At 52.7% G+C, this 26,227-nt stretch carries 19 protein-coding genes; 15 read left to right on the forward strand and 4 right to left on the reverse strand.

The window, feature by feature from the left end:
- Positions 1-4 precede the first annotated feature (4 nt).
- From IEX77_RS00800 to IEX77_RS00860, 13 genes are all read left to right on the forward strand, one after another.
- Positions 5-553 carry an IS1096 element passenger TnpR family protein gene (locus IEX77_RS00800; RefSeq protein ID WP_044114248.1) on the forward strand — a complete coding sequence of 183 codons (549 nt, stop codon included), beginning with the start codon at positions 5-7 and terminating at the stop codon, positions 551-553.
- Entirely contained in the window at positions 534-1,460 is a 927-nt protein-coding gene (gene miaA, locus IEX77_RS00805) for a tRNA (adenosine(37)-N6)-dimethylallyltransferase MiaA (protein ID WP_188807269.1), read from the forward strand. The genes IEX77_RS00800 and miaA overlap by 20 nt, the downstream gene beginning before the upstream one ends.
- Before the next feature lie 921 nt (positions 1,461-2,381).
- On the forward strand, positions 2,382-4,676 hold the full coding sequence (locus IEX77_RS00810) for a TonB dependent receptor (RefSeq protein WP_188807271.1): 2,295 nt from the start codon (positions 2,382-2,384) through the stop codon (positions 4,674-4,676).
- Between the two features lie 177 nt (positions 4,677-4,853).
- Positions 4,854-5,534, forward strand: coding sequence for a hypothetical protein (locus IEX77_RS00815; protein ID WP_188807273.1), 681 nt, complete (start codon positions 4,854-4,856; stop codon positions 5,532-5,534).
- Positions 5,535-5,546: 12 nt separating this feature from the next.
- Positions 5,547-7,859: an outer membrane beta-barrel protein gene (locus IEX77_RS00820; RefSeq protein ID WP_229770758.1), complete on the forward strand. Its 2,313-nt coding sequence runs from the start codon at positions 5,547-5,549 to the stop codon at positions 7,857-7,859.
- Positions 7,860-8,332: 473 nt separating this feature from the next.
- Positions 8,333-9,286, forward strand: a complete 954-nt coding sequence (locus IEX77_RS00825; RefSeq protein ID WP_373287866.1) for a glucosaminidase domain-containing protein — start codon at positions 8,333-8,335, stop codon at positions 9,284-9,286.
- Between the two features lie 45 nt (positions 9,287-9,331).
- The gene (locus IEX77_RS00830) at positions 9,332-10,483 is read left to right on the forward strand and encodes an AIR synthase related protein (protein WP_060936229.1); all 1,152 of its coding nucleotides are present in this window, start codon (positions 9,332-9,334) and stop codon (positions 10,481-10,483) included.
- A 20-nt stretch (positions 10,484-10,503) separates the two neighbouring features.
- Positions 10,504-11,592 carry a peptide chain release factor 1 gene (gene prfA, locus IEX77_RS00835; RefSeq protein WP_188807275.1) on the forward strand — a complete coding sequence of 363 codons (1,089 nt, stop codon included), beginning with the start codon at positions 10,504-10,506 and terminating at the stop codon, positions 11,590-11,592.
- Between the two features lie 69 nt (positions 11,593-11,661).
- Entirely contained in the window at positions 11,662-12,501 is an 840-nt protein-coding gene (gene pyrF, locus IEX77_RS00840; protein ID WP_188807277.1) for an orotidine-5'-phosphate decarboxylase, read from the forward strand.
- Positions 12,502-12,524: 23 nt separating this feature from the next.
- Positions 12,525-13,562 (forward strand): UDP-3-O-(3-hydroxymyristoyl)glucosamine N-acyltransferase, encoded by a 1,038-nt coding sequence (gene lpxD / locus IEX77_RS00845; protein WP_188807279.1) that lies wholly within the window; start codon positions 12,525-12,527, stop codon positions 13,560-13,562.
- A gap of 13 nt (positions 13,563-13,575) precedes the next feature.
- Positions 13,576-14,961, forward strand: a complete 1,386-nt coding sequence (locus tag IEX77_RS00850; RefSeq protein WP_188807281.1) for a bifunctional UDP-3-O-[3-hydroxymyristoyl] N-acetylglucosamine deacetylase/3-hydroxyacyl-ACP dehydratase — start codon at positions 13,576-13,578, stop codon at positions 14,959-14,961.
- Positions 14,962-15,045: 84 nt separating this feature from the next.
- Positions 15,046-15,837 (forward strand): acyl-ACP--UDP-N-acetylglucosamine O-acyltransferase, encoded by a 792-nt coding sequence (gene lpxA, locus IEX77_RS00855; RefSeq protein WP_188807283.1) that lies wholly within the window; start codon positions 15,046-15,048, stop codon positions 15,835-15,837.
- 49 nt (positions 15,838-15,886) lie between these two features.
- The gene (locus IEX77_RS00860) at positions 15,887-17,401 is read left to right on the forward strand and encodes an NAD(P)H-hydrate epimerase (protein WP_188807285.1); all 1,515 of its coding nucleotides are present in this window, start codon (positions 15,887-15,889) and stop codon (positions 17,399-17,401) included.
- 101 nt (positions 17,402-17,502) lie between these two features.
- Here IEX77_RS00860 and fumC read toward each other — a convergent pair whose 3' ends face one another.
- Positions 17,503-18,900 carry a class II fumarate hydratase gene (fumC, locus tag IEX77_RS00865; protein WP_009433143.1) on the reverse strand — a complete coding sequence of 466 codons (1,398 nt, stop codon included), beginning with the start codon at positions 18,898-18,900 and terminating at the stop codon, positions 17,503-17,505.
- A 566-nt stretch (positions 18,901-19,466) separates the two neighbouring features.
- The gene (locus IEX77_RS00870) at positions 19,467-21,320 is read right to left on the reverse strand and encodes a leucine-rich repeat domain-containing protein (RefSeq protein ID WP_188807287.1); all 1,854 of its coding nucleotides are present in this window, start codon (positions 21,318-21,320) and stop codon (positions 19,467-19,469) included.
- Between the two features lie 356 nt (positions 21,321-21,676).
- Here IEX77_RS00870 and IEX77_RS00875 point away from each other — a divergent pair, with 356 nt between their 5' ends.
- Together IEX77_RS00875 and lptB are read left to right on the forward strand one after the other, a co-directional pair.
- Complete coding sequence (locus IEX77_RS00875; protein ID WP_188807289.1) at positions 21,677-22,507, forward strand: enoyl-ACP reductase FabI; 831 nt, start codon at positions 21,677-21,679, stop codon at positions 22,505-22,507.
- A 38-nt stretch (positions 22,508-22,545) separates the two neighbouring features.
- The gene (lptB, locus tag IEX77_RS00880; RefSeq protein WP_009433088.1) at positions 22,546-23,301 is read left to right on the forward strand and encodes an LPS export ABC transporter ATP-binding protein; all 756 of its coding nucleotides are present in this window, start codon (positions 22,546-22,548) and stop codon (positions 23,299-23,301) included.
- 352 nt (positions 23,302-23,653) lie between these two features.
- Here the strand turns inward: lptB and IEX77_RS00885 are convergent, their stop codons facing one another.
- Together IEX77_RS00885 and ruvB are read right to left on the reverse strand one after the other, a co-directional pair.
- Positions 23,654-25,156 carry a lipopolysaccharide biosynthesis protein gene (locus IEX77_RS00885; RefSeq protein ID WP_188807291.1) on the reverse strand — a complete coding sequence of 501 codons (1,503 nt, stop codon included), beginning with the start codon at positions 25,154-25,156 and terminating at the stop codon, positions 23,654-23,656.
- An 18-nt stretch (positions 25,157-25,174) separates the two neighbouring features.
- Complete coding sequence (ruvB, locus tag IEX77_RS00890) at positions 25,175-26,224, reverse strand: Holliday junction branch migration DNA helicase RuvB (protein WP_060936187.1); 1,050 nt, start codon at positions 26,222-26,224, stop codon at positions 25,175-25,177.
- Positions 26,225-26,227 lie beyond the last annotated feature (3 nt).

Here is a 26,227-nt window from a genome sequence, read left to right on the forward strand (position 1 = left end):
ACTTATGGTATATCGCCTATTAATGCTCTCCGATGAGAATGACTTCTTCAAGAGAGAGCTTCAGATCGACTCCGAAGCCACCTTCCTTGAGTTGAACGACTTTATCCTTGACTCGCTGGGCTATGCTCGCGACGAGCTGACGACCTTCCACATCTGTGATGAGGAGTGGCAGAAGGAGCTTGAGATCACGATGATGGATATGGGAGCTTCTTCGGATGAGGATAGTTACCTGATGGCCGACACGCGTCTGGAAGATCTGCTGGATCATAAGGGACAGCACCTCTTCTTTGTCTTCGATATGCTGAGCGAGCGTGGCTTCTTTATCGAGCTGGCAGAGCTAATCCCAGGCAAGAGTCTTGATAAGCCTGTCGTCACAAAGGCTGAGGGTAAGGCTCCTAAGCAGCTGGAGAGCATTGAGGTAGCAGCTTCCCGTCTGGCAACGCCCGCTACGGGTGAGCCATGGGATGACGAACTCTTCTCCGACGAATCCGTCGATGAAGGGGATATCGACCTTGAAGGCTTCGACATCGCCGATGCAGAGAGCCTCTACTAAGCAGGAGGATCTCCCTACACTTATCGTGCTTGTTGGCCCCACAGGGGTAGGCAAGACGGCGCTTAGTATTCGCCTCGCGCGATACTTCAGTTGCAGCATCCTCTCGGCAGACTCTCGGCAGATCTTCCGTGAGATCCCTATAGGCACAGCAGCCCCCTCCGATGAGGAGCGGGCTGCTGTGCCTCATTATTTTGTCGGGACAAGGTCGGTCACAGAGCCATATAGTGCCGCTACCTTCGAGAGTGAAGTCCTGGAGCTCTTGCCCCAAGTCTTTGCTGAAAGTTCTTCTTCCTCCGCACTTCTCTCCGGAGGCTCTATGATGTATGTCGATGCTATCACGAAGGGAATTGATAGTATGCCAGATGTGCCAGAGGAAGTCCGTTCAGCTGTCTGGGAACGCTATGCCGCGGAAGGGCTTGACGGAATCCTTGCGGAGCTGCATCTCTTGGATCCAGTCTATTACAAGGCGGTTGATCCGAAGAACTATAAGCGTGTGCTCCATGGCTATGAGGTGTGTCTTGCTACAGGGCGCCCCTTCTCCTCTTTCCATACGGGGCAGCAGAAAGCTCGTCCCTTCCGTATTGTCAAGGTTGGGCTTACTCGAGATCGCGAGGAGCTCTATGAGCGAATTGATAAGCGCGTCGAGCTGATGATTGAGGCGGGTATGGTGGAGGAGGCCCAGCGAGTCTATCCGCTTCGTAGCCTTAATGCGCTCAACACCGTGGGCTACAAGGAGCTCTTCTCCTACTTTGATGGCGAGATTGACTTTGTCGAGGCGGTACGACTTATTCAGCGAAACAGCCGGCACTACGCTCGCAAGCAGCTCTCTTGGTGGCGACGTGATCCCGAGATACGGTGGTTTCATCCCGATGCCTGGGAGGAGATAATTGCTTACATCCAGCAATAGGGACTTTGTTCCGATATAAGTATGGGGTGCGTACCAATAGTGGTACGCACCCCATACTTATATTGCTTTAGTGGTGAAGCTATAGTGGTGAAGACCCCATACCAATAGGAGGCTGTTGCCGCGAGTCCTGTCCTCTACTTATTGTGCTAAGACATCGCACGCCCAGCTCCCCGATATACCTCTCCGAAGTGATACGCAAGCCCTTCGTCTTATCGCGAATATTCCTCTTATCCAGCGGAGGAAAAAGTACCATTCTCGTGAAGAAAAAAGCGCCTTCCTGTAGTGGTTTTCCTCTGTCTATGCACGTAGTCTTAAAGACCAGGTACGTAAATCCAAATATCCACGTACGTAGATATTAGAGCTACGTACGTAGTCCAAACTTATCTGCCGCTCGTCCACAACTTTTATCCCTACGTGGAGCAACAACCCCAATATAGGTCAGCGGGGCGACCAGTATTGGTCGACGCGCGAACCACTATAGGTTCATAGTAGTGACCAATAGTGGTTGACTCACGAACCACTATTGGTTATCCCCCGTACCACTATTGGTTTGCACTACAAGCAAGTAGTGGTATGTATTCGTTCCTTCCACGAGTATAGAAAGTAAGCCCCTGATACATGGCTATTTACATGCATCAGGGGCTCTTTCTTTGCACCTTTCTTGTATGTATGTATGTATGTATGTATGCATGTATTTTACTAAGTTTGTGGTAGACAACTGAATCTGAAGACATCGAGTCTACACCACAAACGTCTTACCATAACTCACGATACCCTTATGAAGAAGCAAGCCCTTCATAGTCTATGTCGCCTGTCTCTGTATGAGCACTCTCGCCTCATACGGAGCTCAGCAGGCGCTCTGCCTTGCCCCGCAAACAGCCCCCAACACAACAGATTGTCTGCAAAAGAAAATTGAACACCATGAAGACTCTAACTAAATGCTTCCTACTCCTCGTAGTACTCCTCTGTAGTGAGCAAATTCTCTTAGCCCAAACTATCAAAGGCACCGTAGTAGATGCTGAAGGGAAACCTATTGAGTTAGCCCACGTTATTGCTCGTAAGCGTGCGGACAGTACCTTCGTAGCTGGCTGTCTGACAGATGCCCAGGGGCGATTTGCTTTTGATGCGCTGTCTGCGACTGAGCATATACTCACCGCCAAGTGTATTGGCTACAAGGCTCGCACAATAGCAGCTCAGTCGGTCTGTAATATCATACTGGAGGGTGACGCCACCGAACTGTCAGAGGTCGTCGTGCTTAGCTCCTATGTCAAGCGTTCTCCCTCGGGGGATCTCACTGTGCGCATCCAAGGTAATCCCATTGCTAAAGGGAAGAGCCTCATAGAGACCCTACGCTATATACAGGGAGTAGAGGTGCTGAGCGGAAACATCTTGGTCAATGGTAAAGACCATACCATCATCTATCTTGGAGATCGCAAGATTACGGCCGAGCAATTACGCTCCATCCCTACCAGTATGGTGAAGCATATCGAGGTGATACCCAATGCTGGAGCTTCTTTTGGGCAAGAAGCCCAGGGAGGTATCGTGCGTGTAACTCTTCGACAGAAGGAGGGACTTATTGGGGCAATTGGCTTGACTGCACAAGCAGATGGAGAGGGTTTTGTAGATGCCATCCTCACTCCTACGCTACAATATCAGTTTGGTAAGCTATCTGTATATAACAACCTTAAACTGGGGTTGGGGAATTATCGCACAAGGTACAAGCGTCAAGATAACTACGGCTCGCATCATGTAGATCGAAAGTTTCATTCGGATAAGGAGTCCTTGGCTCTTCACGAGAATTTGGGGCTACAGTATCAGCTTACTCCGACGCAATCCCTGCAAGTTTATGGAGGGCTATATCTGATTAAGGACCACATCAATCAAACGAACCACAACGGGCAGATGCTCAGTCTGAGACAAAAGACCCAAAGCTCTTTTGTCGAAGGCAATGCGGGCTTGCTCTATCGAGCTAATCTGAATGTCGGGAAAAACTCTTCCTTCTCTACCAAGGTCGAGTATCTCAGTCAGAGCAATAGCGATCATATAGACTATGAGCTCAATACTCATACAGAGAATGAACTGAGGCAGAGGCTGTCCTACCTCTATGTGGAGCCTCGTTTAGAACTGAAGTCGAGTAAGGGAAGTAGTGTAAACTTGGGGATTCGCTTTAGCCGTCTGAGGGATAGAAACGAAATGTCGGGTATCGCCAGCACAATACTCACTCAAGTAAAGCAACAAGACTTCCAGATCTCTGGAGGGGACTTTGCCCCATGGATAGAGTACAGCCGCTTGATCGGTCAGCGAGCATTCGTTCAGGTAGGGCTAACCTATCAGCTAACTGATATGAAGTATAGCGATTATCTCAATCGGATTGCGTCTATCAATAACCGTTATTCGGGTCTGTATCCCAATGTCCAGTTGCAATACATGCTTAACCCGAAGAAGCAGTCTGGCATATCTATAGCTTATCGCCGAGACTATTCGCTGCCTAATTATGGCTACTATAGCCCTGTGGCTGTCTATCAAAACGAGAAGCTGTATAGCATAGGTAACCAAAATCTAAAGGAAGAAACCTTTCATTCTGTAGAGGCGAATTACTACATCAATCCCAATTGGATCCTGACTTATAGGCTAAAAAGCGGTGCGAACATCATACATCTGCTTGCTCATCGAGATCCCATGCAGCCAGATGTGGTGTACACGAGACCCGAGAATAGTGGCACGAGTCTACAGCACTATGCTTCTCTCTCCTATACAGCCAGTGTGTCGGACTTTTGGCAGACTAATAATAGGGTCTTTGTGAGACACAACACAGAGAAGAGCCCTGGTAAGACTATCTCCAGTGCTTGGTTGGGCTGGAGTGCCACCCAGCAGTTTAGATTGAGTAAGACAATGGGACTAACGCTATCGGCTACTGGACAGACAGCAGAGAAGCATCTAAGCCATGAAGTAGGGCTACGCTATGATATAGATGCAGGTGTCTATATGAGCTTGCTGAATGATCAGCTACAGATCAATCTTGGGGTGCTCAACCTCATTCATAACAGAGCGGTTATGCGTGTCAAAACAGATTTTGCAGAGCTCGAGCGTACGGATTTGTCTCCTCGTAGACGCCTCAAATTAAGCGTGACATGGCACTTCTCCAGCGGAGATAAGATCAAGCGCAGTAGCTCGCGTACAGTCAATTCGCCCACCAGAGAGACCCCGACACTGTAAGGCTTGATACTATCCCTCCCCTCGCAAGTATAGTCAGCAAGCCCCCTGATGCATGCAAATAGCCGTGCATCAGGGGTCTCTTTCTTTGCGCCTTTCTTGTATGTATGTATTTCACTAAGTTTGTGGTAGACATCGAGTCTACACCACAAGCGTCTTACCATAACTCACGACACCATTATGAAGAAGAGAAGCCTTCATAGTCTATTCGCCTGTCTCTGTGTGAGCGCCCTCGCCTCATGCGGTAGCCAGCGGGCGCTCTGCTTTGCCCCACAAACCACCCTCGACACAAGCACCAACACGATCAAGGTCGCTGATCAGCCCGTCTTCAAGGTATCTACCTCGGTGCTGAACCTCAAGGAGGAGCAACTTGCGCTGAACAAGGAAGCGCTACCGAAGGAGCGGGCAGCGTATATCGCCTCCATTCTCAAGGAATGCCATTCAGATCAGGATACCATCATCGCTGCTTCGCCGAGCTTCACCCTCGTAAAGAGCACGGGCACTCATAGTAAGCGTTATGTCGGCTATATGTATAGCTATCAGCTCGACTTCGAGTCAGGGCGCTGGGTCCGCATAGGTCTTGATGCCGCAACGGAGAGTGCACCGACGATGGATGGAGTGTGTGGATTTCTACGGAGGGTCTATGTGATCAAGCGGAGGAATCGCGTGATCGTCAAGGATTCTTTCGGAGATATCGCCATTGTCTATGTCCTACAGGGGCGGGATAGCAAAACTCCTTTCAGCCACACCTCTGCTTGGCGACCCGCCGACATCTCCGCTATGATTTCGACAGCGTACTATATCCAGAGGGAGTTCGATCCCAAGAGCCATGCCGTAGCGACTGGGAGATACGTGAAGTAAATCCGCTAAGCCATGAAGAAGCTATTCACCATCGTCCTCTGCTGCCTCTGCGCTCAGATCACGCTACTCTCGCAGATCATATACTCGGGGCGGGCCATCTCGTCCGAAGACAAGACGCCGATTCCCCTGGCCAACATCGTCCTCTTAGCGCAAGACTCCTCCTTCATCGCTGGTGGGGTCACCGACGAGCTCGGGCGCTATTCGATCACGACGGAGCAAGGGAAAGTCCCGCAGTGGATACGAGCGACCTGCATCGGCTATGAGGATCTACTGCGACCTATCAGCCGCTACCCTCGGGAAGGTGCGGAGCTCATCTTAGAGGTACAGACCAATCAGCTGCAGGATGTGACGGTTCGGGCGAAGCGCAAAGCCTTCAAGCTGAAGGATGGTGCATTCGTTGCCAATGTCTCGGCGGTGCCTTCACTCAGGAATAGCGGTTCGATAGATAACCTCCTGAACCGTATACCCTTCGTGCAGGGATCGGACGGATCCTATTCGGTGCTCGGCACGGGTGGTGAGGCTACCCTCTACCTGGATGGTCAGCGGGTGCAGGACGCAAGTATCCTGAAGCACCTACGCTCCCAAGATATCGCGAGTGTCGAAGTCATCAATACCCCTGGAGCCCAGTATAAGGCATCTACGAAGTCGGTGATCAAGATCCACACGATCAAGAAGCAGAATATGACCAGCCTCTCTGCTTCGCAATACGCCCTCCTGCAGCATCGCCTCAGCACCTATACCGGAGTCAACGTCGCTCACTCTAGCGCTCGGACTTATTGGACCCTCAATGCGGGCTACAGCCACACGGCTATAGCCAGCGGGAATACAGACTACTACGCCCTACGTAATGCAGGGGGGAGCCTGTCGGAGACCTCCAGCACCTTGGATATGACCAACCGAAGTGACTTCTTCATGGGTGGCTTAAGTCTGAATATATCCCCAGCTAAGGAGACGAACATCGGCTTTGTCTCCAACCTCAAGGTGAGTGCTGTGAAGTTCGATGTCGCTTCTGAGGGGCTGATCCACAAGGAGAGCGGGATCGTACGCCTGAATACTCCCTATACCTCCCAAATAGATTCACGTCCCTACAAATCCACTTCTAGCCTCTATTACAATGGGAAGATAGGGACGACGAGTGTGAATGTCACCGATGAGATCCTTCTGGGGAGTGCGACGAAGTCCTCCGTATACGACGAGGTAGGTACTTCGGCCTCTGTGAAGACTCTAGGGACGCAGCGCTATGCGATGAATTCGCTGATGCTGTCCTTCCAGACACCCATCAAGGGAGTGAAGCTAGGCTACGGCGCCGAGGTGACGATGAGCTTCAATAGGAATGAGCTCCAGAAGACGGAGCAGGGTATAGCGACGGATGTCTCCGGCTCTACGGTCAAGAATGGGCAGACACTCCTCTCCTCCTTCTTCGACGTAAGAGCCCAGTGGCTCGGCCTCGCATGGTATGCTGGTCTGCGCTACGAATACGAATCCTCTTCGTATACTCAAGGGGGCGTGCTTATGGCTCGTCAGAAGCCTTCTCCACACTTCCTGAGCCCCAGTATCTCTCTGTCTTATTCAGGGGAAGACCTTAGAGCGACCCTTTCTTATCGTAAGAGCCTCAACCGACCAGCGTACTCGTCCTTGAATAACTTTACTCTCATCGAGAACCAGTACGTCTACCAGCAGGGCAACCCCTTCCTACTCAATGAGACCAATGATGCCCTACAGCTCCTCGGCACGTACAAGACGCTCTCCTTCAGCGCCAGCTATAACTACATTCGGAATACGGCGACCACAGCGCTAGCCCGCCACGAGACTAAGGACGACGTGGTGCTCAAGCGTGTGATCAGTATCCCCAGCTATTCGACGCTCTCGCTGGGGCTGGAGTGGAGTGATTCATTCGGTCCGTACTCTCCATCAATAGAGGTGGGATTCCAAAAGCAGCTCCTCAAGTACAGTGGCTTGACCTTCGATCGCCCGATGCTGGAGCTCTCGACAAGCCATTATGTAGAGCTGGGGAAGGGCTGGAGTGTGAACGCTGACGCCAGCTACTCAAGTAGAAGGCATCACCTCTTCAATGAGTACTCTGCTCAGTGGAGCTACAGCCTGATGCTATCCAAGGAGGTCGGGAACTTCACCTTTGACCTCAGCCTGCAGAACCTCTTCCTTGACAACAAGCATTACAAGACACGCAGGATGGCCGGCATCTTTGCGCAGGAGATCGAAGCGCAGGACTTCTCGGGCGTCGGCTTGAATGTCTCCTACCGCATCCATTCCCTCAAGGCAGCCTACCGCAACAAGAAGGCCAGCAGCGAAGGGCAGCGCTTTTAGCCCACCTCCCATCCACACCCCGACGAAGCCCTTACCCTCCTCCTATGACGAAGGGTAGGGGATTACCCTCATTCCCTTAGGTATAGAAAAAGGGTGCAAATCGCTTGCGATTTGCACCCTTTCTTTTTCAGCGGGGAGAGGCTCTTTCTCTTGAACTATCATAGACGCTTGTTTGATGTCAAAGTGCTTTTTATCAGTATGTATATGAGGATGTCGTGCAAATCTACCTCTCATTGCTCGTACCTTCTTGCCTTGAAAATCGGAGTCTTTAGGCTGAGAAGTTCAAGGGAGGAAAGTGCAAGCTGTGAAGAGATGGCCTTGCGCAATGGGCTCAATAGTGTTTCATACCACGACCCTATATTGGAGCCTGCAGATATGCTCCGAAGGATAGCTATATAATTCGTATCTTTGCCACTACTTGTAGCCATTGTATAGATATGGAAGGTCTACAAGTAAATGTTCACTGTACAACAATGATGAGAATCAGCCATTCCGTTATATATCGACTGAGCTTGGCTCTTGCTGTGGCTCTCCTCTTCGGGGGGCTTGAGGCTTTTGCCCAGGTGCTACGCAAGCCAACCTTCATGGATTATATCCGCACTTACGAAGCCGAGGCCAGACGTCAGATGAGTCGTCATGCGATCCCTGCCAGTATCACCTTGGCCCAAGGGCTTATAGAAACGGGTGCAGGGACGAGCACCTTGGCCCGAGATCACAATAACCACTTCGGTATCAAGTGTCACTCGACCTGGTCAGGTAAGCGTACCTACCACCGAGATGACAACCCCAATGACTGCTTCCGTAGCTACCCTTCGGCGAAGGAGAGCTTTGATGACCACTCCCAGTTCCTCAAGGCGCGTCGCTATCAGCGCCTCTTCGCTCTTCGCTACGATGACTATCGCGGTTGGGCTAAGGGCTTGCAGCTCTGTGGGTATGCTACGAATAAGGGCTATGCAAATATGCTGATCAAGGTCATCGAAGACTATGAGCTTTATGCCTTTGACCGAGGCGAGTATCCTACGTGGTACTCAGGTCGTCCTGCGCCTGCTCGTCGTCCTGCAGAGGCACAGCGCAGCTACGACAGACCTATGCGCCCCTCCTATATCAGCTATGGCCTCCTCTATGTGCTCGCTGACCAGAACGATACCTATGAGCGTATCGCAGCAGACATGGGGATCTCCGCAAAGAAGCTGGCTAAGTACAATGATACTCCTGAGGACTATCCTCTCAATGAGGGAGACGTCGTCTACCTTGAGCCAAAGAACAAGGAGGCTTCTGCTCGCTACACTACCTATACCGTCCGCGTAGGGGACTCGATGCATGACATCTCCCAGCGCTATGGTATCCGGCTTGATCGACTCTACAAACTCAATAATAAGGATGCTGACTACGCCCCCGAGGAAGGGGATGTGCTCCGCCTCCGCTAACCTTCACTCGGCACCAGATCCGACAAACTTATGAACGAGCGCTATATGCAGCGCGGCGTCTCAGCCTCTAAGGAGGATGTGCATGCTGCCATCCGCAACGTAGACAAGGGCCTTTATCCTAAGGCTTTCTGTAAGATCATCCCCGATATCCTCGGGGGAGATGAAGCCTATTGTAACATCATGCATGCAGATGGTGCGGGCACGAAGTCTTCGCTGGCCTACATCTATTGGCGTGAGACGGGTGACCTCTCTGTCTGGAAGGGTATAGCACAGGATGCGCTGATCATGAATATCGACGACCTGCTGTGTGTGGGGGCTGTCGATGGCATCCTCGTCTCCTCGACGATTGGGCGCAACAAGCATCTCATCCCTGGTGAGGTCATCGCTGCGATCATCAATGGTACAGAGGAGCTCCTTGCTGAGCTTCGTGCTCAAGGTATTGGTGTCTATGCCACGGGTGGTGAGACGGCTGACGTCGGTGACCTCGTACGTACGATCATCGTAGATAGTACGGTCACCTGCCGTATGAAGCGCAGTGATGTCATCGACAATGCTCGTATTCAGGCTGGTGATGTCATCGTCGGGCTGGCTTCCTTCGGGCAGTCCTCGTATGAGACCTCCTACAATGGCGGGATGGGGAGCAATGGGCTGACTTCTGCTCGTCATGATGTGCTGGAGCACTCACTCTCAAAGCGCTACCCTGAGAGCTACGACGCTGCTACGCCCGATGAGTTGGTCTACAGTGGCTCGAAGGCTCTTACCGAAGCTATCGCTGGTACGCCACTGGATGCGGGGCGCCTGATCCTCTCTCCTACGCGTACCTATGCTCCGATCATCAAGGCGATCCTTGATGAGCTTCGTCCTGAGATCCATGGTATGGTACACTGCTCCGGTGGTGCTCAAACTAAGGTGCTACACTTCGTCGAAGGCAAGCACGTGATCAAGGATAATATGTTCGCTATTCCACCACTCTTCGAGTTGATCCAGAAGGAGAGCGGTACACCTTGGGCCGAGATGTACAAGGTATTTAACATGGGCCATCGTATGGAGCTCTACGTCTCCGCCGAACATGCTGCCCGTATCATCGAGATCTCCGAGAGCTTCGGGGTACCAGCCCAGATCATCGGGCGTGTCGAAGCTGCAGAGAAGAATCACCTCACTATCCACTCCCCATTCGGAGTGCTTAACTACGAATAATAGCTACTCAATAGACCTAAATGGCAACGGAAAACGACCTGCTCAGCCGGATCGAAGGCTTGGAAATACGCTTCCAAGAGATCACTTCGCTTATCACCGCACCAGATATCATCGCCGATCAGAAGCGCTTCATGAAGCTCAGCAAGGAGTATCGTGACCTGGAGCGCATCCTTGATAAGGGTAAGGAATATCGTAACCTCCTCGGGAATATCCAGGAGGGGCGCGATACACTGGAGGCTGAGAGCGATCCAGAGCTCCGTGTGATGGCGCGTGAGATGATGCAGGAGGCTGAGCAGCGTATCCCTTCGCTCGAAGAGGAGATCAAGCTTCTCTTGATCCCCGCTGACCCCGAGGATGCGAAGAACGTCGTCATGGAGATCCGCGGAGGTACGGGCGGTGACGAAGCGGCTCTCTTCGCAGGTGACCTCTATAAGATGTATGTACGCTACTGCGAAGGTCGTGGCTGGACTACTGAGGTTACGAGTATGAGCGAGGGTACTGCTGGGGGCTACAAGGAAATCATCTTCACGGTCACGGGAGATGGCGTCTATGGGATCCTCAAGTATGAGAGCGGTGTGCACCGTGTGCAACGTGTCCCAGAGACTGAGACTCAGGGACGTGTGCATACCTCCGCTGCTTCGGTAGCTGTGCTCCCAGAAGCTGAAGAGGTAGACGTCGTCCTTAATCCTGCCGATATCGAGATGCAGACTGCTCGCTCAGGTGGTGCTGGTGGGCAGAACGTCAATAAGGTCGAGACGAAGGTCCAGCTGACCCACAAGCCTACGGGTATCGTCGTCGTCTGTCAGCAGGCGCGTACGCAGCTGGCAAACCGAGAGCTGGCTATGCAGATGCTCCGTACGAAGCTCTATGATATCGAGCTTACCAAGCATAATGAAGAGATCGCAGCACGTCGTAAGACGATGGTCTCTACGGGGGACCGCTCAGCCAAGATCCGTACCTATAACTATCCTCAGGGGCGTGTGACCGATCACCGCATCAACCTCACCCTCTACAATCTCTCCGCCATCATGTCGGGTGAGATCCAACCTATCATTGACGAACTTATCATCGCCGAGAATATCGAGCGAATGAAGGAAGCCGCCCTCTAACACATCATCATAAGTACAGGTTAGAAGGGGGCTACCTCCTTATTTCTAACTCCATAGCATACCGAGATTATGACAAGAGACGAACTATTTGAGAACATCAAGAGGAAGAAGTCCTTCCTCTGTGTCGGGCTGGATACGGATGTCCGTAAGATCCCTCAGTTCCTCCTCGACGAGGATGATCCCATCTTCGCCTTCAATAAGCGGATCATCGATGCTACTGCACACCTGTGCGTAGCCTACAAGCCCAACCTCGCTTTCTATGAAAGTATGGGCTCCTTCGGCTTGCAAGCCTTTGAGAAGACCGTGGCCTATATCCAGTCAGAGTATCCCGATCAGTTCATCATCGCTGATGCTAAGCGTGGTGATATCGGTAATACGAGCGATATGTATGCCCGCAGCTTCTTTGAGCACCTCAAGGTCGATGCGCTTACCGTAGCTCCTTATATGGGAAGTGATAGCGTCTTGCCCTTCCTCAAGTATGCTGGGCGCTGGGTGATCCTTCTTGCTCTTACCTCCAATGCTGGAGCTTCAGACTTCCAGATGCTCCCCATCAATGGCGGTGACGAAGCCCTTTTTGAGCGCGTCCTACGTACCAGTACCGAGTGGGGCAATAGCGATCAGCTGATGTATGTCGTCGGTGCTACCAAGGCTGATATGCTGGAGCGTGTACGTGCTATCGTCCCTGATGCCTTCCTCCTGGTCCCTGGCGTTGGCTCGCAGAACGGGAGTCTCGAGGATGTAGCTCGCTTTGGCCTGAATAGCCAATGTGGTCTCCTTGTGAATGCCTCACGTAGCATCATCTATGCTGACAATACGGAGGCCTTCGCCAATGCCGCAGCAGCCGAAGCCGAGGCTCTACGTCGCCAGATGGCTGAGATCCTTATTAAGAACAAGCTTATCGAGGCCTAAGCCCAGTCCGAGACAGACCGTATATGCAGTTTAGTGCCTCACAGATAGCCCCCCTCATCTCAGGCGTCATCGAAGGTGATGCCTCCGTCCTCGTTTCGAACTTCGGGAAGATCGAGTCGGCTCAGCCGGGTGATCTTGCCTTCTTGGCTAACCCTAAGTACGAATCCTTTGCTTACACGACGAAGGCCTCGATTTTGCTGGTGGCAAACACCTTTGCTCCCAAGCAGCCTGTTGCCTCGACACTCATCCGAGTAGAGGATCCCTATGCTGCCTTAGCTCAGCTGATGCAGCTGGTCGAGCAGCAGAGTGCTCCTCGTCTTCAAGGGATTTCGCCCAAGGCTCATATCGCTGATGATGTAGAGCTGGGTGAAGATGTCTATGTAGCTCCCTTTGCTGTCATTGAGCCCGGAGCTAAGATTGGTCGGGGCTGTCAGGTCCACTCCTTCGCCTATATTGGTCGTGGTGTCACGCTTGGTGAGGGGACGGTGATCTATCCTCAGGTTACCCTCTATCACGGAGTACAGGTAGGTGCGCGCTGTATCATCCATGCAGGTGCTGTACTTGGATCAGATGGCTTTGGTTTTGCTCCCGAATCTGATGGCTATCATAAGATACCGCAGCTGGGTAGCGTCTTAGTAGAGGATGATGTCGAGATCGGTGCCAATACGTGTATCGACCGAGCTGTCATGGATAATACGGTCATCAGTCGTGGGGTCAAGCTGGATAATCTCATTCAGATAGCTCACAACTGTGAGGTCGGTGAGCATACTGTGATGGCTTCGCAGGTTGGCTTGGCTGGCTCCTCGGCAGTGGGAAAGTGGTGTCGCTTTGGCGGACAGGTCGGTATCGGTGGACACCTTACTATCGGTGATCGCGTAGAGATGGCGGGGCAGACAGGTGTACTTGGCAATGTAGCTTCGGGTACGGCTCTCATGGGCTCTCCCGGAATGCCACTTCGCGAGGCGATGCGTAGCTTCGTCATCCAACCTAAGCTTCCCGATATGTACCGCCGCCTACAGGCACTTGAGAAAGAACTTGCAGAACTCAAACAACAACTATAAGAGCACGAGTATTATGACTAAGCAAAAGACATTAAAAGCTCCCTTCTCTCTCTCTGGGAAGGGCTTACATACAGGCCTTGATATTCAGATCACTTTCCTCCCTGCTCCTGCTGGGACGGGGCGTGTCATCCGTCGTGTTGACCTCGAAGGCACTCCTGAAATCCCTGCACTCTCTGAGTTCGTCAAGGGTACTGAGCGCGGTACTGTCTTGGTCAAGGGCGATGCCTCAGTAAGTACGGTAGAGCATGCAATGGCTGCTCTCTACGCTAAGGGGGTAGATAACTGCTACATCGAAGTCAATGCGCCTGAGTTCCCTATCCTTGATGGGAGTGCTCGTCTCTATGTCGAGGGTATTGATGCTGCTGGTCTTGAAGAGCAGGATCTCCCAGTAGAGCACTACATCGTCAAGCGTCGTCAGGAGGTCGTATCGGCTGATGGTCGCTCACGTATTGTCCTGCTTCCCGATAGCAAGTTCGGTGTCGACGTACATATCTCCTTTGACTCGCCTGTGCTGAGCAATCAGTTTGCTTCACTTGAAGACCTCGCTGACTTCGACAAGGAGATCGCTTCTTGCCGTACGTTCGTATTCGTCCGTGAAGTAGAGATGCTTCTCGCAAATAATCTGATCAAGGGTGGTGACCTGGACAATGCGCTTGTCATCTATGACGAGCCTATGGCTCAGGAGAACCTCGATAAGATCTGTGACCTTATGAAGGTCACACGTCGTACGGATCTCTCCCTTGGGTATATCAATAATGCTCCTATCATCTTCCCCAATGAGCCTGCGCGTCACAAGCTCCTCGATGTGCTTGGAGACCTCGCACTCATCGGTCGTCCTATCCGTGGTCGTATCTTGGCTTACTGCCCAGGGCATAAGATCAATAATGAGATGGGAGCTAAGATCCGTAAGGATATTAAGCTCAACGAAGCTCAGGCTCCTCTCTACGATCCCAATGCGACACCTATTCTCGATGTCAACCGTATTCGTGAACTCCTCCCACACCGCTATCCCTTCCTGATGGTCGATAAGATCATCGAGATCGGTACGGACTATATCGTCGGTATCAAGAGTGTTTCGGGCAACGAACCCTTCTTCCAAGGCCACTTCCCCACGGAGCCTGTGATGCCAGGTGTTCTCCAGGTGGAGGCGATGGCACAGGTCGGTGGTCTCTTGGTACTTAATACAATCGAAGACCCTGAGAAGTACTCGACTTACTTTATGAAGATTGACAACGTGAAGTTCCGTCAGAAGGTCGTCCCTGGTGATACCCTTGTCTTCAAGCTCCGTCTGCTCGGTGAGATCCGTCGTGGTGTAGCCAACATGCGTGGTCTTGCTTTCGTCGGCGAGAAGCTCGTCTGTGAGGCTGAGTTCATGGCGCAGGTCGCAAAGAATAAGTAAATACATCCACAAGAGCCTGCCACTCCTTACCTCTAAATGAGAGGATCGGGTGTGTGCGGCTCTTGTCTATATGCATATATGTCTATGTCACATCCTAATATAAGCCCACTGGCAAGCGTCCATCCTGAAGCTAAGCTGGGTGAAGGTGTTATCATCCATCCCTTCGCCGTCATCGAAGAGAATACCGAGATCGGGGAGGGTTGTATCATCGAGAGTCATGCCGTCATCAAGAGCGGAGCTCGTCTCGGTAAGCATTGCCATATCCATTCGGGTGCAGTCATCGCTGGCATCCCTCAGGACCTCAAGTTCGTCGGTGAAGACAGTGTCGCTATCATCGGTGATCACACGATGGTGCGCGAGTGCGTGACGGTCAATCGTGGTACAGCTTCTCGCGGTAAGACGGTCGTCGGGAGCTACTGTCTCCTGATGGCTTACTCACATGTCGCTCACGACTGTGTCCTTGGTGACCATGTCATCCTCGGTAATGCTACCCAGCTGGCTGGTGAAGTAGAGGTCGATGACTATGCTATCCTCAGCGGTGGCTCACTCGTCCATCAGTTCGTGCGTATCTCTAAGCACGTCATGATCCAGGGGGGATCTCGCGTGAACAAGGATATCCCTCCCTACACACTCATCGGTCGTGACCCCATCGTCTACTGCGGTATCAATATCGTTGGGCTGCGTCGCCGTGGCTTTACCAATGAGCAGATCTTCCGCATCAACGATATCTACCGTACGCTCTACCAGCGTGGGCTCAACAATAGTGAGGCTTTCCGTGTCATCGAGGAAGAGATCCCCGAGAGCTACGAGCGTAGTCTTATCCTCGACTTTGTCCGTACCTCAGAGCGTGGTATCGTTCGCGGGACGATGGACTAACTGCAGTCATCGAGTCAATAGGATATACTTATAAGCTTTCTCTACTCTCATGCAGAAGATTTATTCGGGCAAGCAGCTGGACATCCTCTATGCTCAGGCTGCTCAGTTGGATAAGCTAAGTGCGCAGGATCATATCGAGCGTGCTGCTGTAGCTTTTGAGCGAGAGCTCCTACGCCACTATTCTCTCGGTGGTCGCTCGATTTATGTCTTTGCTGGTGCAGGTCGCTGTGGCGCCTATGCCTTGAGTATTGCCCAGACACTTTCACGTAGAGGGCATACGGTCTTTGCCTACCTCTTCTATCGTGGAGGCAAGCTTTCTCCTGATTGTGAAGCTATTCGTGAGCATCTGACACAGGATGCTTTCCGCCTAGAGGAGGTATTTACGGACTTTGCTCCTCCGCGTATCTCCAGTGGTGACCTGATTATCGATGGGCTCTTCGGAGTTGACCTGCAGACCCCTCTTTCGGATGGCTACGTGGCGCTGGTTGACTTCCTCAACGCAGCCCCCGCTCCTATTGTGAGTATTGAGATCCCTTCGGGACTCTTCGCTGAGGATAATTCGGGGAATACGCTTGAGCACGTCATCCGAGCAGAGCGGACAATCTCCTTTGACAGCCCGAAGCTGGCATTCTTCTTTAGAGAGAATGATCCCTATGTTGGAGCTTGGTCTTGCCTGTCGTTGGGAATTAGTCCACAGGCTCAGCAGGATATTGACACGGCATACTATCACGTGCAGGACGCTGCCCTCTCCTTGGCTCTTCAGAAGCGTCCTCGATTCAGTATTGAGCAGCCACGTGAGAAAGTCTTACTCTTGGCACGCATGCCGGGGTATATTGGTAAGACTCTGCTGTCTGCGCGAGCTGTTTATCGTGCGGGCTGTAGTGAGGTCCATGCCTTAGTCCCAGGAGAGGAGGCACTCCCTCTATCTCTTGCCTTACCCGAACTCACGGTCTACACGCCATCCAACGTGCAGAATCTGCTCTCCGGAATAAATGCTTATCGGACGGTCGTCGTTGGGGAAGGCTTTGGCTTAGATTCAGCGGCTTTCCATTTATTGGAAGCATTGATCTCTCCCTCGCATTCGCGTCCTTTCCTCTTTGAAGGTGATGGGATCACGCTGCTCTCAAGTGATCTTAAACTACTGAAGAAGCTCCCTAAGAATAGTATCTTGATCGCCTCGCATCAAGAGCTGGATCGTATGCTTGGTCACTTCCGCTCCGATCGTGAGCGTCTGGAGCGTGCCCTCGAGCTGGCTCGCGACTGCGATATTTATATCATACTGCGCGGTACTTACTCTGCTCTATGTACTCCTACTGGCGCCGCTTTCTTCGATACAACAGGAAATACCGGTCTCCAAACTCAAGGTGCTTCCAACGTCCTTGTGGGTGTGGTCGCAGGGCTTCTGGGTCAAGGCTACCAATCGATCACAGCTGCAGTCTTGGGCCTTCACTTGGTCGGGCTATCGGCAGAGCTTTATGCGGGGCGCTATTCGGAGCGTAGTCTCACGGCGACGAGCTTGATTGACCTCTTAGGAGAGGCTTATCATCAGCTCGAGGCTAAGTAAGCTTTCTCTTCCGAGCCATCGGACTTCGGATCGTAACATAAGAAAGGGCGTGATGCAGGTAGCATCACGCCCTTCTCTATTTACGGGTGAATGGTCAGCCTTTAGTCAAGGGGATGAACCATATCTTCGGGACGAACCCACTTGTCGAAGTCTTCTTCGCTGACATAGCCGAGGCGAAGGGCTTCTTCCTTGAGGGTAGTACCGTTGCGGTGTGCAGCGTTTGCGATCTCAGCAGCCTTGTAGTAGCCGATGTGGGTATTCAGAGCCGTGACGAGCATCAGGGAGTTATTGAGAAGCTCCTTGATACGTGGGTGGTTGGGCTCGATACCAGATACGCAGTGGATATCGAAGGATACTGCGGCATCACCGAGGAGCTGTGCGCTCTGCAGGAAGTTAGCTGCCATGACAGGCTTGAAGACATTCAGCTCGAAGTGGCCCTGCATACCGCCGACAGCGATAGCAGCATCGTTCCCGATGACCTGAGCGCAGACCATCGTCATCGCTTCGCACTGGGTAGGATTGACCTTACCTGGCATGATAGAAGACCCGGGTTCGTTGGCGGGGATGATGATTTCGCCGATACCGCTACGAGGACCTGAAGCGAGAAGACGAATGTCATTGGCGATCTTATTGAGCGAAACGGCGATCTGCTTGAGTGCGCCGTGAGCTTCTACGATAGCATCGTGAGAGGCGAGAGCTTCAAACTTGTTCTGAGCCGTGACGAAGGGCAGGCCAGTGAACTCTGCGATGTGGCGAGCTACTACGACATCATAGCCCTTAGGCGTATTCAGACCCGTACCGACGGCAGTACCACCGAGAGCGAGTTCGGAAAGATGAGGAAGGGTATTCTCCAGAGCGCGGATGCCGAAAGCCAGCTGTGCAGCGTAGCCACTGAACTCCTGTCCGAGGGTCAGAGGCGTTGCGTCCATGAGGTGCGTACGGCCGATCTTCACGACGTCTGCCATTTCCTTGGCCTTCTTGTCGAGGGCTTTCTGGAGCTGGCGAAGGCCTGGGAGGGTCACTTCTACTACCTTCTTGTAGCAAGCGATATGCATGCCGGTGGGGAAGGTGTCGTTGGATGACTGAGACTTATTGACGTCATCGTTGGGGAGGAGCGTCTTTTCGCCTTCGCCGATCTTCTTACCAGCGAGCTGGTGTGCGCGATTAGCGATGACTTCGTTGACGTTCATGTTGCTCTGCGTACCTGAGCCCGTCTGCCAAATCACGAGAGGGAACTGGTCGTCGAGCTTGCCTGCGAGGATCTCATCACAGACAGCTGCGATGAGGTCACGCTTCTCTACGGGCAGCACGCCAAGCTCATGGTTGGCGAAAGCGGCACCCTTCTTGAGGTAAGCGAAGCCACGGATGATGTCAAGTGGCATAGATGCGGGTTGACCGATCTTGAAGTTGTTGCGAGAGCGTTCGGTCTGCGCTCCCCAGAGCTTGTCTGCAGGCACCTGGACTTCACCCAGGGTGTCTTTTTCGATTCTGTAGTCCATACTATGATTGTATCACTAATGATGCGGGGGTGTCTACAGCGCGGCTATAGACTAAGACAAAAATACAAATAGATTTCTGTATTTCCTGCCCGAGAGCCGAATTTGATGGCGCCCGCGAAGGCTCCTTTTCGGGCGGGAAGGAATAAGGCTTTGCGTCGGGAGTGAAATGCCTTTCAGAGGGACGTCATTGGCGCTCGCAGGGCGGGTCATATAACCCTCCGTAGAAAGTAATATAACTTCTGACCAAAAGTAATATAACATTCGACTGAAAGTAATATAACATTTGACCGAAAGTGATATAACATTCGGCAGGAAGTAGAGATACTTCTTCCGAGAAGTTAAGGTACTTCCTTTTAGAAGTAGAGGTATTTCTTCTGAAAAGTAGAGGTATTTTCATTGAAAAGTAGAGGTATTTTCTGGAGCATCTCAAGAAGCCCTTTGTCAAAGGCTCTTTGCGGCCCGTCCGAATGAGCTTGATTTGCCCCGACAAAATAAAGGTAGCCCCCCAACTCCAAGCGGTGAGTTGGGGGGCTACTTGCGCTGAGTCCCGTCGGGTACTGCAGCGTCTATTTGCTCTTGAAGGTCTTACTTGTGAAGCCTTCAGCAGGGAATACGCCGTCTAAGACTAAGTATGTCCCGAACTTGAATCGGAAGTTATACTCGCCACGCTTGGAGAATGACCAGGTGAACTTAGTAGTATCGATGCCGTCCCCCGTGATCCAGTCATTTGATGAAGTGAGTTCCGTCCCATATCTCAGGACAAAGAGGTAGCCTGTAGAGGAAGGATCGAACTGAGCTGCCTTGAGAGCCTGCGCCACGTCAGCGTAGGAGAAGTCCTTATTGGCATCAAGCACGACGTCGAATGGAGCTTGCCCCTCGAAGATCGCAGGCTTCAGGCTGACCTTACTCTGCTTGATCGATCGGTCATAGTCTTCAGCGTCCTTCTTGCGTGGCCCCAGAATGGCGTAGGTCCAGATGCAGGCCGCGGGCGTCAGGCTATTATAGCTCAGGTCAAGTGTCTCCAGTGCGGGGTAGCTTTCGCCCTCGACGAAGACGCTCTTGATGCTATTATTGGGCACGCGAAGACTCTCAAGCTGCTTGAGACCTTCGATGCGCAGCGAGGAAAGCTTGCCACGCTGGTCGTGATCTTGAGCTGTCGCACCGCGCTTCAGCCCGATGATGAGGACGGACTGCAGGGAGGTGTAGGGGCGAAGATCAGCTTCGGCGAGCTCTTCATTCCCGCTGAGGTTGAGCGATTCGATGCCCGAGGGGAGCTTGACCGAAGCCAAATTCGTCAGACGGTTGTGCGCCAGGCTGACGGTCTTGACCGAAGTGAAGGCCGAGAGATCGAGCGAAGCGATCTCATTCTCCTCAAGCGTGAGGCGCTTGAGCGAAGGAAGGGTGGAGAGGGTAGGGGCAGTTACCTTCGTGCCTTCGATAGTCAGCGCGCTGAGCTGCGAGCATTCGCTGATCTCAGCCTTAGTGATCCCCTCGGCATGACTGATGTCAAAGAGGCTGAGCTTCGGCAGAGCAGAGAGCTGAACGGATGTAGCTGATGAGGCTTCTACATGATGAAGCGTCAGATAGCGCAGGTTGGGGTAGTCCTTTGCGGAGAAATTTAGGTTGGCGAACTTCGCATGGCTGGCCTTGAGCAAATCGAGATTCGTGAGGCCGCTCAAGCTCACACCGCCCTGAAGTGTCGTGTGAAGGGGCTCGATGTAGAGGTCTGTGATGGCGGGGAGGCCTGAGAGCTCGAGCGAAGAAAGCTTCGGCAGGCGGTCAATAGCTTCGCCGGCGGCATTGCGCATTTCTACAGGGAGCTTGAAGGAGCCATTATCATCGTTGGTGGTGGCGAGCTTGGGGAAGTCCTTTATGACGACACGCTCGAGCGACTCGAGAAGCTCATAGCTGAGCTGGCTGAGTGTGGCGGCCTGGCTACCTGCCGTACCCGTGAGGCTGAGATCCGTGAGCTTCGGTAGGTGCTGCAGCTGTACCTTCTCGAGCTTGGGGGCAATGAGGGTGATATGCGTGAGCTCAGGCAGGAGGTCCGTCGAGAGGAAGTCGAGGGAAGTGATGGGCGAGAAGCCCTGCGTACCAGTCAGAAGCTGGAGGATGTGGTACTTGCCGTCGGTGCCTTTGATGAAGTTCACCGCCAGATGTGTCTGCGTCCACTTTGTCGGGTCATTGGAGGCGATGTCGGCTTCGAGGCCATTTCGCGAGAAGAGCTTACGAAGCGTCTCCAGCTCCGAGGGCACGATTTCATCGGTACTACTGGGCAGGGTGAGCTGATAACTGATAGTTGGCATCACTTGCTCCTGCTTCTTGGTGTCTGGCTCGTTGCCGTTCTCCTGCTTACAGGCGGGGAGTCCGAGGCAAAGTGCTAAGGCCAGACTCGTGAGGTAAGTATTGGTTCGTTTCATCCGTAGGATAGATATTTATTGGGGAAAAAGAGACCGCCGCGGAGAGTGCTTCCACAGCGGGGCTACAAAGGTAGATGAAGTCCTTCCTCGCTGTCTATATCCGCAGTAAAATACCGATATGTGGTGACCAAAAAGCCTCCAAAAGCTACTCCTTCCTCCCCTCGAATGAGTAGGAAGTACCTCTACTCTTGGAGCGAAGTCTAGATACTTCCGAGAGCTTTCTCAGGTACTTCTGCTTGCTTCTTCAGCTCCTTCCCGCCGAGAGTAATTGACAAAAGATGGGTGCTCTGCACAAAAAGCGTATCTTTGTGCTATATATCATTAATGGTTATTTAACAGATAAAGGAATCACAACTATGAGCTATAATCTCTTAGCAGGAAAGAAGGGGATCATCTTCGGTGCTCTCAACGAACAGTCCATCGCTTGGCGCGTCGCAGAACGTGCTGTAGAAGAAGGCGCAGAAATCATCCTTACCAACACGGCTGTAGCTGTTCGCATGGGCCAGCTGAATGAGCTGGGCCAGAAGCTCAATGCTAAGGTCGTCCCCGCTGACGCTACGAAGGAAGAAGAACTCGAAGTTGTCTTCCAGGAAGCTATGAAGAGCTTCGGCAAGGTTGACTTCGTCCTCCACTCCATCGGTATGAGCCCCAACGTCCGTAAGGGTCGTGCTTACGATGACCTCGACTACAAGATGCTCCAGACGACCTTCGATATCTCGGCTGTATCTTTCCACAAGATGCTGCAGGTAGCTAAGAAGCTCGACGCTATCGCAGAAGGTGGCTCTGTCGTCGCTCTTACTTATATCGCTGCACAGCGTACCTTCGTCGGCTATAGCGATATGGCTGATGCTAAGAGCCTCTTAGAGTCTATCGCTCGTAGCTTCGGTTACATCTACGGTCGCGACAAGGGTGTCCGTATCAATACCGTCTCCCAGTCTCCTACGGTCACGACTGCTGGTAGCGGTGTCAAGGGTATGTCTGACCTGCTCGACTTCGCAGAAGACCTCTCTCCCCTCGGTAACGCTGACGCTAACGACTGCGCAGACTACTGTATCACGCTCTTCAGCGACCTGACGCGCAAGATCACGATGCAGAATCTCTTCAACGATGGTGGCTTCAGCTCCATGGGTATGAGCGCTGCTGCTATCGAAGCCTTTGCTACGGGTCGCGCAAACCGCGAGAAGTAGTTCCCACAAACCGAAGAGGCTTTATACAGCTTTAGGCAATGATACTTCGCACAGAGAACCTCGTCAAGCGCTATCGCTCGCGTACGGTCGTCAACCACGTCTCGATACAAGTCGGGCAGGGGGAGATCGTCGGGCTACTTGGCCCTAATGGTGCAGGGAAGACGACGACCTTCTATATGACGGTCGGTCTGGTTGTCCCCAACGAAGGGCGTATCTATCTCGATGACCAGGATATCACGAAGTATCCCGTCTACCGCCGAGCACAAGCTGGTATCGGTTATTTGGCTCAGGAAGCTTCGATCTATCGTAAGCTCAGCGTGGAGGATAATATCCTCTCGGTGCTGGAGCTGACGAATCGAACGAAGCAGGAGCAGCAGGCACGTCTTGAGGAGCTCATCGCTGAGTTCCGCTTAGAAAAGGTACGTACGAACGCTGGTAACCGCCTCTCGGGTGGTGAGCGTCGTCGTGCTGAGATCGCTCGCTGTCTGGCGATTGACCCGAAGTTCATCATGCTTGACGAGCCGTTCGCTGGTGTCGATCCTATCGCTGTGCAGGATATTCAGAGCATCGTAGCTCAGCTTCGCCACAAGAATATCGGCATCCTCATCACTGACCACAACGTCTACGAGACGCTCAGTATCACCGACCGTGCCTATCTCCTCTTCGAGGGGAAGGTGCTCTTCGAAGGGACTGCTGAGGAGTTGGCCGAGAATGAGATCGTGCGTGAGAAGTACTTGGGTAAGGACTTCCAGCTACGACGTCGTACCTTCGATATCGATACGACGAAGGAATAGCCTTCGGCTTCTTCAGAAGTAGAAAACGATTAGCCCCCGATTCCAAGACATTGGATCGGGGGCTAACTGCTTTTATATATATACTATTTTGAGGGCTTTGATTTCCCTCCCATAGGTCTACTTAGCCGACTTCACTATAGGCTGTGAAACGAACCAGTACTGCTCCGCATTGCGACCAGTACTGGTAACTAATATCGACCAGTACTGCTCACGCTTCGGATCAGTACTGGTCGCTTCGCTGACCAGTACTGGTTCGTTTTTCCTCCTCTCTGTGACGCACACAAGTAAGCCCTATATCGCCAGCTTAGATGCTGCTGGTGATATAGGGCTTGCTTTATTAGAGAGGGGGAGTTTACCTCTTGAGAAGCTTCTTTCTTAGAGTGACGAGGGCACCCTTGGGTACTTCGTAGCGATAGATGATCCCGATGAAAATAAGTAGCAGGAGTGTATTGACTGCCATGTGGAGTATGGGAGCATCGGGCAGGGCTTGTGCGATGGCCCATTCAGCAGCGTAGAGTACGCCTGTAAGGAGTGTGTACAGTCCGAGTCGAGGCAGGTCGTAGTCTACGGGGTAGTAGTGCTGGCCGAGGGCGTAAGAGAAGAGCATCACGCCACCATTGGCTACTACTGATGCCCATGCGCAGGCCATGAAGCCGTAGCGGGGAGCCAGCAGGACGATGAGTAGTACTGTCAGTGCACAGCCTACGATCGAGAGGATAGCCCCCCAGTGTGTGCGGTCGGTGACCTTGTACCAGAGTGAGAGGTTGAAGTACACGCCGAACATTAACTGCCCTGCCATGATCCAAGGCACGACAGAGAGCCCAGGGTAATAGGCTGGTGCGATGAGGAGCTTCAAGATATCCATGTAGCTCATCACTGCCAGGAAGATAAAGAGCGTGAAGAGCACATAGTACGTCATCGACGAGGAGTAAGCTCGGCGAGCAGCATCCTCACCCTTCTTCTTCTCGGCGAAGATGAAGGGGTCATAAGCGTAGCGGAAAGCCTGCGTGAAGAGGACCATTACGACAGCCAGCTTGTAGCAAGCTCCGTAGATCCCCAGCTGTGCGTTAGCGTAGTGGGAGTCCTCAAATAGAAGAGGGAAGAGAATCTTGTCTGCTTGGTTGTTGAAGTTGCCCGCTAAGCCTAAGAGGAGCATTGGCAGGGCATAGCGAAGCATGGAGCGAAGGAGCTTGCTGTCGAAGTGCCCCGTAGCCTTACGCAGGGTGGGGAGGAGCAGGAGGAATTGCAGGCCATTGCTCACCAGATTGATCCCGAAGATATACTGCAGGGCGTGCTCTCTGGGATGGAGTTCTCCAAGGATAGGGATGTACTCACTAAGAGCAGGGACGCCGTAGAAGGCGAAGAGCGTCAGGAGGATGGTCGCCCCGACGAAGCTCATACGTACGGTCATGAACCACCAAGGGCGCTGCTCGTAGCGGAGGTAGCCCAGCGGAATGGCCATGAAGGCATCGCTGGCAACGATGATGAGGAGGTAGCTCAGGAGATCCTTGTTCTCTGCGACGTGGAGCACTGTCGCTAAGGGATCGAGGAAGAGCCAGCCGAGTAGTACGAAGAGCGTGGAGGTTACCCCAAGAGACCATAGGGTCGTCGAATAGACGTCAGCAGGCTGCTCATGCTTGTTCGCAAAGCGGAAGAATGCCGTCTCCATCCCATAGGTGAGGATGATCATCAAGATAGCGGTCCAAGCATAGAGGTTAGTCATCTGCCCAAATTCCTCGGTGATGAGTATGCGGACGTAGACGAAGGTAAGGAGCCAGTTCAGGAAGCGCCCGAACATACTGCTCAGGCCATAGACTGCTGTATCCTTGATTAGTGAGGTAAGTGTACTACTCATTGTGGTGGTCGTATGCCCTTAGTAATTGTCGTCATCGAAGAAGCTCCCCGCTTGGCGGATGCGGGGCTTCCTCCCCAGATGACTATAAGCTAAGTCCGTGGCTTCACGGCCACGGGGCGTGCGCTTGATGAAGCCTTCCTTGATGAGGTAGGGTTCGTAGACTTCCTCCACCGTGCCAGGATCTTCGCCCAATGCGGTAGCGATCGTCGTCAGTCCAACGGGGCCACCAGCGAACTTATCGATGATCACTCCGAGGAGCTTATTGTCTATGTAGTCAAGCCCGTAGCGGTCGATGTTCAAGGCTTCGAGAGCATAGCAAGCGATCTCCTTGGTGATACGCCCATCACCCTTGACTTGGGCGAAGTCACGTACACGGCGAAGTAGCGCATTAGCGATACGTGGCGTCCCACGGCTACGGGAAGCTACCTCGACTGCAGCACTGGGTACGCAGGGCGTCTGCAGGATATCCGCCGAGCGATGGACGATGTCTGCAAGCGTCTCGATGTCGTAGTACTCCAGATGCAGATTGATACCGAAGCGAGCGCGCAGGGGGGCGGTCAAGAGCCCACTACGGGTCGTGGCGCCCACAAGCGTGAAGGGATTGAGGTCGATCTGTATGGAGCGTGCGCTGGGACCTTTATCCAGCATGATGTCGATGCGGTAGTCCTCCATAGCCGAGTAGAGGTATTCCTCCACGATGGGACTCAGGCGGTGGATCTCATCGATGAAGAGCACGTCATTGGGCTCAAGTGAGGTAAGAAGCCCAGCTAAGTCCCCAGGCTTATCCAGCACAGGGCCTGAGGTGATCTTGATACCGACACCGAGTTCGGCCGCGATGATGTGGGATAGGGTAGTCTTCCCGAGGCCTGGAGGGCCGTAGAGGAGGACGTGATCCAGTGCGTCAGAGCGCATCTTCGCAGCCTGTACGAAGATCTTGAGGTTCTCTACCGCCTTGTCCTGCCCACGGAAGGTGTCGAAGGAGAGGGGGCGGAGTGCACGATCGATATCTTGCTCTTCTGTGGAGAGCGTAGACTGATCGCGTATGTCGAAGCTATCGAGATCCGGCATGAG

Source organism: Porphyromonas pasteri (genome assembly GCF_014647755.1).
GTDB classification, from domain to species: Bacteria; Bacteroidota; Bacteroidia; order Bacteroidales; family Porphyromonadaceae; genus Porphyromonas; species Porphyromonas pasteri.